Origin of the sequence: Paenibacillus periandrae, from assembly GCF_022458865.1 — a bacterium.
In the GTDB taxonomy this organism is placed as follows: Bacteria; Bacillota; Bacilli; order Paenibacillales; family NBRC-103111; genus Paenibacillus_S; species Paenibacillus_S periandrae.
This window is the reverse complement of the sequence record NZ_JAJNMU010000029.1, coordinates 81438-92814: the sequence shown is the minus strand read 5'-3', so window position 1 is coordinate 92814 and position 11377 is coordinate 81438. Positions and strand designations below refer to the sequence as shown.

Sequence of the window (11377 nt, the reverse complement as noted above, 5' to 3'; positions counted from 1 at the left end):
AAATAAAATCGAAATTATACAGGGAGGTTGTCATTTTGAGTTTTGTCTTGCAGTTGAGGGGCGTTGCCAAAGCTTTTGGAGCACAGCAAGTACTTCACCCCATTTCCTTTCAGCTGAAGCAAGGAGAGCGGGTGTGTATACTCGGGCCATCGGGTTGCGGCAAGTCCACGCTGCTTCAAATTGTGGCTGGTTTGCTGCGTGCTGACAGCGGCGAGGTAGAGATGGATGGAAGAACGGTAGAAAATGGAGCCCAGTACGTACCGCCAGAGAAACGGCCTCTCAATATGGTTTTTCAGGACTATGCCTTATGGCCGCACATGTCGGTGCGGGAAAATATTGAATACGGCATGAAACGCAGGAAGGTAGATCTCGGGGTCCGCAAGGAACGGCTTACCCAATTGCAAGCACTTCTACAGCTTGAAGGGCTTCTGGAACGGCTGCCTGCTCAATTGTCTGGGGGACAGCAGCAGCGTGTTGGCATCGCCAGAGCGCTGGCAACAGAGCCAAAGGTATTGCTGATGGACGAGCCTTTGTCTAATCTCGATGTTAAGCTTCGAACCGATATGCGCAATGAATTGGCTAATTTATTGGGCAGTCTGTCCATTGCGACTCTGTATGTGACACATGATATGATGGAGGCCTTCACCTTGGCGGATCGCATTCTGGTGCTTCGTGAAGGTCGAATCGATCAATTAGCTGCACCTCAGGAATTGTTCGAACGTCCCGCAACCCCGTGGGTAGCCCGCCTGATGGGTTACCATAACAGGCTGCAAGTCCGTTTTACGAAGGAGCAAACAGGGTCGGTCATACTGCAGGATAAGCGGATCAACGGTCAATTGATGACACATGGATCAGATAGGAAAGCAGCCGTCATTATGCTGCAGGCCGAATCACTGGTCATTCGCAATCGTACGGATTATGAAGAAGCTAACCAGATTGAGGTTACGGTTCGTCAAGCGATTTATGAGGGTGCCCGTTGGAGGCTGATCACGGAAACGGCTGATAACCAGGCTTTGCATGTATTTAATGAAGGGAGGATCGAGCCGGGGAGCGTATTGAACGTGTTTCTCCCTCCTGAACGAACGATGATTTACGCCGATAGCCCCAGCGACGCTGATGATTAGGGTGTTGGCTGTCTCGGATATTCATGGATATGGACATTTACTGGAAAGATTGCTGGAGCATGCCGGCTATGATGCTTGTAAGGACCGTTTATTTTTGTTGGGGGATTATGTAAATAAAGGCCCCGATTCGCTAGGTACGTTAAGTCTCGTCCGTAAGCTGACCCAAGACGGAGCACTTGCGATTCAAGGCAACAATGAACGCAAGTGGCTTCGTTCTGCTTCTTTGCCTGCTCACGATGGTTCGGACGGGATTGGGGGATATGGTGAGTTTTTGAGCAATTTGCCGCTTTGGGCGGAATATAAACCCTTTCTTTTTGTACATGCGGGATTACGTCCTGGAGTTCCGATGATTGAGCAGACCGCCGAGGATTTAACGGAAATCAGGGAGCTGTTCCATGCAAGCTCGCCTGAGGCTGGCAGGATTGTCGTCTTTGGTCATACCTCGACCTTCCGGTTTGGCCTCAGTCCTGAGCGCGTCTGGCTGGGGAATGGCAAGATCGGTATCGACACCGGAGCTGGACATGGTTATTTTGTTAGCTTGGTTGACCTGACCAATGGCATTCAGTGGTACATATCCGTGAAGCAGCCTCATATCATTGAAGTTGCCTTGCTGAGCCAATGAACGAAAATGCTATCCCTAAATGCAATTCGATTGTCTGATCTTATGAATAAAAGGCGCTTTAAAATGCGCTGCATATATGCAAACTAATAACCATCACAACCGGAAATGCACCCTTACGAATAACATTGCACCTATCCATTTGGGAAGCCAATGAGAATCGAGGGGTGCATTTTTACATGGGATATAGCTTCGAAAATAAAGTACATAAACTTGTTAATGCTTTACTCCTTTTTACGTATTAACCTGTGTAACACTTAACAAACAAATTGCGCAATTTGTTTAACACTTTATTTTTATAAAAAAACGAAGGGAGGGAGCGCAGTTGGAGATGGCCCCAGCGAACACAGCAGTCTACCAAAACCAAAAAAGTCATATCCAGGCAGGTCTCATGCCTACTGAACAATTCGCTCAAATCTATGATCTGTATTATAAACGAGTCTATAAATATATTTGCTATCGAATTAACAACCACTATGCGGCAGAGGACATATGCAGTCATGTGTTTGAGGCTGTTATTTCAAAATACCATAGCTTCTCATCGGAAAAATCCAAATTTGAGGTATGGTTGTTTGCTATTGCGAGAAACGCCGTGACGGATTACTTCCGCTCACAGAAAAAGAGAGCTTTTTTTTCACTCGATTCAATTTTGAATATGGTTGTATCCAAGTCGTCTCCGGAAGAGATCGTCATTCGGGATGATAATAATCGAGCCTTATTTACGGCACTTGCTAAGCTGAGTGACAAGGAACGCCATATTATTGCTATGAAGTATGCGGCGGGTCTCAAAAACTCGGAAATTGCAGACTTATTAGGTGTAAGTGATTCCAATATTGGCGTTGTGCTCTATAGAAGCTTAAAAAAACTTCATAAAGTATTACATATAGGAGGCTTCATCTATGACTAAAAAACAGGATGTAGAAGAATTTAGCAATTTGGCCAACCTGCTTACTGATGCGCAAATCGGGGATAACCCCTATAAAGATCGTATTTTCAATCGTTTAAAATATAAGTTGGAAACAGGAACAATTCAACACAATGATATAACAAAGGATGGTATTTATATGAAGCAGAGTAAGTGGAAATCTATCGTTGTCATTGCAGGTGCTATGATTTGTTTGTGTGGTGTATTTTCGACGATATCCTATGCGCAGGAAATGCTTCAATCGATATTGGCACGTTTTCAAGTTGGAAATATGGAAATCACACAATATGACAAAGAGCTACCCAAACCGGAATTAAACCGTACAGCCGACAAAGCACAAGCGAACGAATCAAGGTCAATCCAAAGAGAAGTACCCAAGCACATGACATTGGAAGAAGTTCGTACAGCTACCGGAATCAACTTTCCAGCTCCCAAATGGTTGACAGATCATTATGAATTCAAAAACAGTGTAGTCCAAGGCGCCCAGATGGTTGAGCTGCAATATGAAAAAACGGGAGAGTTTATTTCCCTGTTGATATCAAATAATACCAAGAACGGTATCAGCACCCAAGGTGAGGTTAAAACCGAAACTATTGGCGGAAAAACAGTCTATTTTGCCAATGGCATCGTGCTATGGGAGCATGAAGGCTTCACCTACGAATTGTATCAAATGGCAGACAACAATTTTGATGTGGATACTATCGGTAAAATCATTAATTCATTGGGAAAATGATTTCCATTTCGTTCCATACTTGTTCGCCAAATAATAAAGGAGCTGCCTGAGCAGCTCCTTTGCTTCATTTATATCACTTAACCAACCCTTAAACCCCGCGCTTATTTCCCCAAATCCAGGCATGCAGCTGTGGTAAAACCCTCACTTTTTTAAAATCAGTTGAAGCCATCACAGTTTGTATCAGCCATACATATCGTTCCATTAGTTGCTGCTGCAGCACATCCCGGTTGATCTCGCTAACATCGTGATTTCCTACTTGTAAATATAAATTAACATGCGGATAACGGCGATGGACAGTCCGTGCGTAGTCCAAATCAACATCGTCGAAGATAACGACCTTCAAACTGAAGTTTTTATGTCCTATGGTTAATTTCCCCACAATAGGATCCAATTGAGTCCAGTCCGTGATCATTGTGGAGCTTGGAGGCTTAGGTGACAGTGTTAATTCATCAATATCCATAAACCAATCCTGCCAACGACTTCCTTGTGTCTCTAGGGCAATCTCGATTCCTCGCACATGAAGAACCTCGATTAATTCGCCCAGCTGTTTGATCAGGGCCGGATTACCGCCAGATATGGTGACGTGACTACAGGTAGCTGTACCTAATTCATCGAGCTCTTGTTCAATCTCTCGTGCTGACATCCATCGAATGTCCTGTTTAGCAGAGCCATCCCAAGTAAAGGAAGAATCACACCAGGAACAAGAATAGTCGCAGCCCGCTGTACGAACAAACATCGTCTTTTGCCCAATGACCATTCCCTCACCTTGTATGGTAGGACCAAATATTTCAAGAACGGGTATGCCTTTAGCATTCATAGGATACGCCCGCCTTCGGACGGAATATGACATAGCTTGAAGGTGTTTCCCGCAAAAACACTTGAATACAGGCAGGGCGGTTCGCGGTTGTATCCAAATATTCTTGTACAAGATTACATATGGTTCTCGCTATGATTTCACTTGTTGGAAATCGGGAGGCATCATGCCGATCAAATTGACTGTCGTTGTTGAGCAGCGTATGATCGAAACGGTCGTGTATGAGCTTCTTAATCAATGAAAAATTGACAAGAAAGCCTGTTTCGTCCAGTTCATTACCAGCAATCGTAATATTGGCATAATAAGTGTGCCCATGCATCTGTGCGCATTGCCCAGCAGCTTCCGCAGGTATATAATGGGCCGCTGCAAAGTGGAAGTCTTTATTAAGTTCAAATTGAAAGGGATGGGTGACTGAGGGATATATTTGTTGTATCATCACAATACCCGATCATTTCTTAATGACAGGTAATCATCAAGACCTCTTTGGCGAAGGCGACATGCTGGACATTCTCCGCAGCCCTCCGCGATAATTCCATTGTAACAAGTAAGTGTTTGGCTGCGGACATAATCAAAAGCACCCAGTTCGTCTGATAACGCCCACGTTTCTGCTTTATTTAACCACATTAATGGTGTTTCAATAACAAAAGGGTAATCCATAGACAAATTCAAGGTGACATTGAGTGATTTAATGAATATGTCTCGGCAATCGGGGTAACCGCTGAAATCCGTCTCACAGACACCGGTAATGATATGCCGCGCGCCCACCTGCTTGGCTAAAACCGCCGCAAAGGAGAGGAATAAATGGTTCCTGCCGTCTACAAACGTATTGGGGAGCTTCCCATCTTCTTCTTGGATATCGATATCGTCCCGTGTCAGAGCACTCGGAGCCAGCTGATTCAATAATGACATATCCAGAATATGATGCTTGATACCCAGATCCTGAGTGATACGAGCCGCACATTCCAACTCCAGCTTGTGGCGCTGTCCGTAATTAAACGTAATCGCTTCTACCTCGCTGTATCGGGCTTTAGTCCAAAATAAGCAGGTCGTACTGTCTTGTCCGCCGCTAAAGACAACTATGGCTTTTTCATTTTTCATTAGTCGTATTCCTCTCTTTTCTACAAAATGGAGATAAAAAGAGAGATTCAAAAATAACTATACAAACAAAGATCATAACTAATATCAGCATTGGATATCAGTTCTTTAGTTTTTTATAGAGGGAGTTTTCGAACCTCTCTTGCCTCTGTCAGACAAGCAAACGCACGTGCAGAATAACGAATGGACATCCGTTTTCATTCATTACTATACCACAGGTATTGATTTGTATCGAGTCGAGAGTTAATCTAGCATAAGCAGATTGTTTATTTGGTAACCTACAATTAATGGAGGAATTCTAACTATGAGCACACAACAAGATGGCATACAACCGGAATTTGGAAGAAAAGAAAACGAGCTGAAAGGTGTAAGCTTGTTAGGTAATCAAAATGTTGAATACCCGAACAGCTACAACCCCGGCATCCTCGAAACCTTTGTGAACAAACACCAGGAAAATGATTACTTCGTGAAATTCAACTGTCCCGAATTTACAAGCCTTTGTCCGATGACAGGCCAGCCTGACTTTGCCACCATCTACATCCAATATATGCCTGATGTTGATATGGTCGAAAGCAAATCGCTCAAGCTGTATTTGTTCAGCTTCAGAAACCACGGCGACTTTCATGAAGACTGCGTGAATATTATCATGAAGGATCTGATCCGATTAATGAACCCCAAATATATTCAGGTGTGGGCAAAGTTTACACCTCGAGGTGGCATTAGCATCGATCCGTTCGCCAACTATGGCCGTCCAGGTACCGAATATGCCAAAATGGCCAAAGATCGCTTGTTCGCTCATGACATGTACCCTGAAAATATCAACAATCGCGGCTAATTCGAGTGCAAGCTTGACTCGTGATTGACTTTGATATCAAAAGGAGAAAGACGATGTACGATATTACAATTATTGGGGCAGGGGTAAGCGGAATTTTTGCAGCCCATACCTTGTTGCAGGGGAACTTGCGTGTTTTAATGATTGACAAGGGCAAACGGCTGGAGGAACGAGATTGTCCTTTGGAACGCGGAGAAGAAAGCTGTCATTGTGTTTCCTGTGCAAAATACATCGGCTTTGGTGGATTAGGTAAATCCGAAGGGAAATATAACTATACGAACGATTTTGGTGGTGAGCTGGAGTCCAAGGTAGGATATGACTATGCTTTGAAGCTCATGGAGGAGGTAGATCATGTGCTGTGCCGATTTGGTGGAGACCAGGTGGGGATGTATAGCACAGAAAATCCCTCCCTTGTTCAAAAGGCCAAAAAAGCTGGTTTTGAGGTTCTATCCACGAAAGTTCGTCATTTGGGAACTCGATTGTCGGAATCCGTGCTGCAACAAATGTTCATAGCATTAAACAGCCAAATGGATTTTAAATTTGATACGGAAGTAGAGTTGATTCGTAAAGGTAAAGACGGCTTTGAGCTGGAAATAACAGGGGAATCACCCATCTATTCAAAAAAAGTCATTATAGCCACGGGCCGCAGCGGCAACGACTGGTTGTCTGATCAATGTGTTTCCTTAGGTATCCCTCAGAACCATACGAGAGTGGATCTTGGCATTCGTGTAGAGATGCCGGCCAACCAGCTCGATCCTATACTCCAGGGATCATTTGAAACCAAGCTGCAATATCGGGGGGATGGCTTTCATGCCACCACGTATTGTATGAATCCAAAGGGAAGAATCATTCGTAAATTTCAGGACGGACTTGTCATGGCAGACGGGCAGAATTACCGGGAACAAGATGAGGGTACCTCTAATCTGAATTTTACTTTGTTTGTTCCGAGATATTTTTCAACCTTGCAGGAAGCCAACCAATATGCACATTCGATTATTGGAGCTATTAATCACAATAGGGACCGCATATTGGTGCAGCGTTTGGGAGATTTGAAGAGTGACAGGGCAACCTTGGCTTCTGCAATGTCTCGCAATACAGTCAAGCCGACTTTATCTGTAGATTATGGCAGCTTGAAGCAGGAGGTTCCGGAGCTTTATGTTGAAGCTGTGGTTTTATTCCTGGAGTCTTTGGAAAGGCTTTTAGAAAAACCAATTGATGAGGATACGCTTCTGTATGCGATAGATGGGAAGTTTTATTCGCCGAGAATAGAGACGGATACCCATTTTGAGACGGAGGTTCGTGATTTATACGTGATAGGGGATTGCTCCGGAATAACACATTCATTATCTCAAGCAGCTGCCAGCGGAATCTATGTCGGCAGAGAGCTTATTCAATATCAGGAGTAACTGGCAGTAAATGAATAAGGCTATTTCTTTTTACTTGCTATAATTCCCCCGACTCCGACCCCAATGGCAACACCTATTCCAATACCAAGTGCAAGGTTGAGAATGACAGATTTATTAGTTGTATTTAACCTAAAAACTAGCGAGACAGGCACAGCTGGAACCTGAGTAGAAGTCTCATATAAAGATTACATAATATTTATTATGTAATCTTTTTTTCATCCAATGTCCTCATTATAGACATAATGTCTCCTTACCGTTTATACTTTAGCTACTTAAAATTCGAGGAAGGTGCTTATGAGGGGGAGACGGTTCGACCGCATTACAACCCAGTTCAATGATTTTTTCCATAGTCTACCATTTAAACAAAGAATCCTGATTTCCTTCGTCATCTTGATCACATTGGCTATTAGCGCGGCAGGTACGATTTCATATTTGATCGCATCCAAGGAAATTCAGAACAATGCGTTTGAATCGAGCCAGGAAACCGTCAACAAGACCGCGCAAATCATGGATACCCGACTGAAAAATATTTCTACATCGATTCAATCGCTGATGTTCAGCGATGCCTTCGAACAAATGCTACGAGATGTTCAAAATAACGATTTTCTCAATTATTATAAGCATTTATCCGCTTTGCAGTTTGTATTTTCCCAAATCAGCTATAACGAGCCTCTGATTCAAAATGTATTGATAGCCACGCCAATCGGTGATTTTTATTCAACATCCGAGAATCGGAACCCAGCACAATCATTTTACGATTCCGACTTGTATGATAAGATCAAAAATAGCCCTAAAGGCGTTTGGTATAAAGGACATGCCGATCTCTTTTTTTCAGGAAACCAGCGTGTGCTCTCTTTTGTTACCAAAGGGATGCATGAACGTGTGTCCAGTGACCCGCTGAATGTATTCGTTGTCGTGAATATTAAGGAAAGAGAGTTTGTTCGCTTAATTAACCAAAAATCGCCAAGTAAGGACCGCAATTATGTATTAGTTGATGCCAAAGGCGAGGACGTCATTCAAGACGATGTCCCGAACACTTACCAATTCAATCAGGATGCCTTGTTTTTACAGCAAATGAGGTCTGGGCTGCAGGGTTCTTTTTTTCATGAATTCCATAAAGCCGATTATTTGGTTAACTATACGAAGCTGGAAATTGCCGATGATTGGATTCTCATAGGTACACAGTCCAAGGATCTGCTGCTGCAGCAGGTGAATGGTATTAAGCGGACGACCTTATATATCATTGTGGGCTTCGTGCTGACATCCTGGCTGTTGTCTAATTACTTGACGGCCTTGCTCTTGAGACCTTTGTTTAAGCTGCAGGGATTGATGAGAAAGGTCGAGGACAACCAGCTCTCGGTTCGTTTTGAAAGCCGCTATACAGATGAAGTGGCTCAGGTCGGATTTCAATTCAACCGGATGCTGGATGAGATCAATCAATTGATTGGCAACGTCAAATTCAGCGAGCAGGAGAAACGAAAAGCAGAGATGAAAGCTTTAACAGCTCAGATGGAGCCTCATTTTTTGTACAATACGTTAAATGCGATTTATTGCAAGTCGGTTTTGGGAGAAAACAACGACGTGAATGAGCTGATTCTGGCCTTATCTCAAATGTTTCAGTTGGGCTTGAGCGGCGGCAAGGATATGATGACTCTGGAGGATGAATTATCGCATGTCAAGCAATATTGTGCGATTCAGCAGAAATGCTATGAAGGTTTGTTTGAGTACGAGTTGATTGTTGAGGATGATCAGCTGCTAGCCTATTATGTACCCAAAATTGTGCTCCAGCCACTGGTTGAGAACAGTATTTTACATGGATTTAAGGACAAAGCTTCCGGAGGCAGGATCCGCATACAGATCTCAGAGGACGATCAGATGCTGCATCTCCTGGTTGAAGACAACGGCACAGGTGTAGATATGGATAAGGTCGAGCAGGGAATGGCAGCTGGTGTTAATACCAAAAAAGGCTATGCATTACGAAATATTAGGAATCGGCTGCAGCTGTACTATGGGAATGAGAGTCGCATGAAGCTGACGAATAATGACAAGAACGGAACTACAGTAGCTTTGTGGATTCCGATGAATAAAGGAGACCATGAATAGGATGGAATCGCATAACCTTATTAAATTATGTGTCATTGACGATATGAAGATGGTTGTCGATATGATTTCACAAAAAATAGCTTGGCTCGATCACCAGATTGAGATCGTCGGTACAGCATTGGACGGAGAAGCAGGACTGCGTCTGGCACAGGAAATGAAGCCCGACATTATTTTAACTGATATTCGCATGCCTCGTATGGATGGACTTGAAATGACTCAGGCAATATTGGAAGCATCACCACGAACCAAAATTATTATTTTGAGTGCATACTCCGATTTTTCTTATGCTCAACAGGCCATTCGACTAGGAGCCTTTGATTTTGTGAAAAAGCCGTTTGCTATCGATGAAATTGTCAGTGTTGTATTGAAAGCCAAGCTGGCTTGTGAAATGGAGTACAAAGAGCAGATCAGACTCAAGGAAATGGAGCAGAAAATCAAGGAAAGCCTGCCGATCCTGAGGCAAGAATATTTGACGCTGCTGCTGCATCACCAGACTAGTGAGGCTAGTGCCAGACAGCGCTGGGAGTTTCTCGGGGTCGATTTGGAGCCGAAGGACTTCGTCATTTTCATTGTTGAAATCGATCAATTTATGGACAAGTATCAGGCGCTGCCTGTTCAGGAAATTGAATTGATCCGGTTCAGTTTGCAAAATATTATGGAAGAAACGATAACCTCGATGACGACTGGTATTATTTTTCGTGAAGCTATCAACCGTTATGTGGTTGTCATGAACTGTAAGGATGATCAGATAGCATCTGAAATTGCCGAAGCCTGCTGCTTGAACATTGCCCGTTATACGCGATTTACGGTTTCTATCGGAGTAGGGCTCGGTGTACACGGCATTCATGAATTGCCACATTCCTACCGACAGGCTTTGAATGCATTATCTTATCATTTTTATACCGAAGGCAACGGTGTATTCAGCTGTGCGAATATGGCAACTGGACAGAGAGGCATACCGAGCTATTCAATTTCGAAGGAGCAGGACTTCCTATTCGCCCTACGCTCAGGTAACAGTGACAAAAGCCAGCATTTGCTTGAAGAAATATTCAACGATCTGGTTGATATTGTTCCGCTACCCGAGCCGCAATACGTGGAAAATGTATGCTATGAGCTGTCCTCCAAAATTTTCAGGCTGATGCTGGAAAAGTTCCCTTATGAGACTGTTCATCAGATGGAAACGAAAATGAACGAGTTTAAAAGTAAAAGTCAGCCGTCGCTTCAGGAGTTTCGAACCTTATTGAAAGAGCTCTGTCTGGAAGGCTGCGCATGGATCGAGAAAGAACGTTCCCACGAATCGATCAAGATTATTCATCAGGTCAAGGATTACATCCGGGCCAATCTGCATATGGATTTGTCGTTGGAGCATTGCTCCAGGCAAATTAATCTCAGCCAGGGCTATTTTTCTAACCTGTTCAAAAAGGTACTCGGCGTTTCATTCCAGCAATTTGTGATTCAGGAAAAGATGGAAAAGGCCAAAAACATGCTGATTGATGATTTTCAGGTTCAGGAAATCGCGCAAGAGCTTGGTTATGAGCATCGGCGTTATTTTAGTGATATTTTCAAAAAACATACGGGCATGACACCGTCTGAATTTAAAATATCATCGCAGGGAAGAATTCAATCATGAATTTCTTCCCTTTTTGTATGAAAACCTGCCCTTAATGTTGGGTTAACCACCTTATGTAACAGGCATGAAACACTTATAATCAACATGTAAGCTAAA

At 43.5% G+C, this 11377-nt stretch carries 11 protein-coding genes and 1 riboswitch; of the genes, 8 read left to right on the top strand and 3 right to left on the bottom strand.

The genetic code is table 11. The features are described from left to right. The first annotated feature begins 35 nt into the window (after nt 1–35). The 4 genes from LRL21_RS36670 to LRL21_RS36655 all read left to right on the top strand — a co-directional run bounded on the left by LRL21_RS36670 (nt 36) and on the right by LRL21_RS36655 (nt 3401). Nucleotides 36–1124, top strand: coding sequence for an ABC transporter ATP-binding protein (locus LRL21_RS36670; RefSeq protein ID WP_240420756.1), 1089 nt, complete (start codon nt 36–38; stop codon nt 1122–1124). Next, nucleotides 1117–1746, top strand: coding sequence for a metallophosphoesterase (locus LRL21_RS36665; RefSeq protein WP_240420755.1), 630 nt, complete (start codon nt 1117–1119; stop codon nt 1744–1746). The genes LRL21_RS36670 and LRL21_RS36665 overlap by 8 nt, the downstream gene beginning before the upstream one ends. 328 nt (nt 1747–2074) lie before the next feature. After that, a complete protein-coding gene (locus LRL21_RS36660; protein WP_240420781.1) occupies nt 2075–2650 on the top strand; it encodes a sigma-70 family RNA polymerase sigma factor in 576 nt (191 codons plus the stop codon). After that, entirely contained in the window at nt 2643–3401 is a 759-nt protein-coding gene (locus LRL21_RS36655) for a hypothetical protein (RefSeq protein WP_240420754.1), read from the top strand. Before LRL21_RS36660 ends, LRL21_RS36655 begins: the two co-directional genes overlap by 8 nt. A gap of 88 nt (nt 3402–3489) precedes the next feature. On the opposite strand, the gene queE is transcribed toward LRL21_RS36655, so the two are convergent. From queE to queC, 3 genes are read right to left on the bottom strand one after another with little or no spacing between them, the layout of a single operon-like run. Then, the gene (queE, locus tag LRL21_RS36650; RefSeq protein ID WP_240420753.1) at nt 3490–4218 is read right to left on the bottom strand and encodes a 7-carboxy-7-deazaguanine synthase QueE; all 729 of its coding nucleotides are present in this window, start codon (nt 4216–4218) and stop codon (nt 3490–3492) included. After that, nucleotides 4208–4651, bottom strand: coding sequence for a 6-carboxytetrahydropterin synthase QueD (gene queD / locus LRL21_RS36645; RefSeq protein WP_240420752.1), 444 nt, complete (start codon nt 4649–4651; stop codon nt 4208–4210). The genes queE and queD overlap by 11 nt, the downstream gene beginning before the upstream one ends. Then, nucleotides 4651–5313, bottom strand: coding sequence for a 7-cyano-7-deazaguanine synthase QueC (queC, locus tag LRL21_RS36640; RefSeq protein WP_240420751.1), 663 nt, complete (start codon nt 5311–5313; stop codon nt 4651–4653). Before queC ends, queD begins: the two co-directional genes overlap by 1 nt. 99 nt (nt 5314–5412) lie before the next feature. Then, a riboswitch (PreQ1 riboswitch) is annotated at nt 5413–5456 on the bottom strand. Between the two features lie 158 nt (nt 5457–5614). On the opposite strand from queC, the gene queF reads away from it, so the two are divergent. The 4 genes from queF (at nt 5615) to LRL21_RS36620 (ending at nt 11281) form a co-directional block, all read left to right on the top strand. Continuing rightward, the gene (queF, locus tag LRL21_RS36635; RefSeq protein WP_240420750.1) at nt 5615–6145 is read left to right on the top strand and encodes a preQ(1) synthase; all 531 of its coding nucleotides are present in this window, start codon (nt 5615–5617) and stop codon (nt 6143–6145) included. 53 nt (nt 6146–6198) lie between these two features. Further along, entirely contained in the window at nt 6199–7548 is a 1350-nt protein-coding gene (locus LRL21_RS36630; RefSeq protein WP_240420749.1) for an NAD(P)/FAD-dependent oxidoreductase, read from the top strand. A gap of 294 nt (nt 7549–7842) precedes the next feature. Further along, a complete protein-coding gene (locus LRL21_RS36625; protein ID WP_240420748.1) occupies nt 7843–9651 on the top strand; it encodes a cache domain-containing sensor histidine kinase in 1809 nt (602 codons plus the stop codon). Between the two features lies 1 nt (nt 9652). Beyond that, entirely contained in the window at nt 9653–11281 is a 1629-nt protein-coding gene (locus tag LRL21_RS36620) for a response regulator transcription factor (RefSeq protein ID WP_240420747.1), read from the top strand. The last annotated feature ends 96 nt before the right edge of the window (nt 11282–11377 follow it).

Coding starts and splice junctions, on each gene's coding strand:
- LRL21_RS36655 (WP_240420754.1), top strand. CDS start 2,643: ATGACTAAAAAACAGGATGTAGAAGAATTTAGCAATTTGGCCAACCTG.
- LRL21_RS36665 (WP_240420755.1), top strand. CDS start 1,117: ATGATTAGGGTGTTGGCTGTCTCGGATATTCATGGATATGGACATTTA.
- LRL21_RS36620 (WP_240420747.1), top strand. CDS start 9,653: ATGGAATCGCATAACCTTATTAAATTATGTGTCATTGACGATATGAAG.
- queD (WP_240420752.1), bottom strand. CDS start 4,651: ATGATACAACAAATATATCCCTCAGTCACCCATCCCTTTCAATTTGAA.
- queF (WP_240420750.1), top strand. CDS start 5,615: ATGAGCACACAACAAGATGGCATACAACCGGAATTTGGAAGAAAAGAA.
- LRL21_RS36630 (WP_240420749.1), top strand. CDS start 6,199: ATGTACGATATTACAATTATTGGGGCAGGGGTAAGCGGAATTTTTGCA.
- queE (WP_240420753.1), bottom strand. CDS start 4,218: ATGAATGCTAAAGGCATACCCGTTCTTGAAATATTTGGTCCTACCATA.
- queC (WP_240420751.1), bottom strand. CDS start 5,313: ATGAAAAATGAAAAAGCCATAGTTGTCTTTAGCGGCGGACAAGACAGT.
- LRL21_RS36660 (WP_240420781.1), top strand. CDS start 2,075: ATGGCCCCAGCGAACACAGCAGTCTACCAAAACCAAAAAAGTCATATC.
- LRL21_RS36625 (WP_240420748.1), top strand. CDS start 7,843: ATGAGGGGGAGACGGTTCGACCGCATTACAACCCAGTTCAATGATTTT.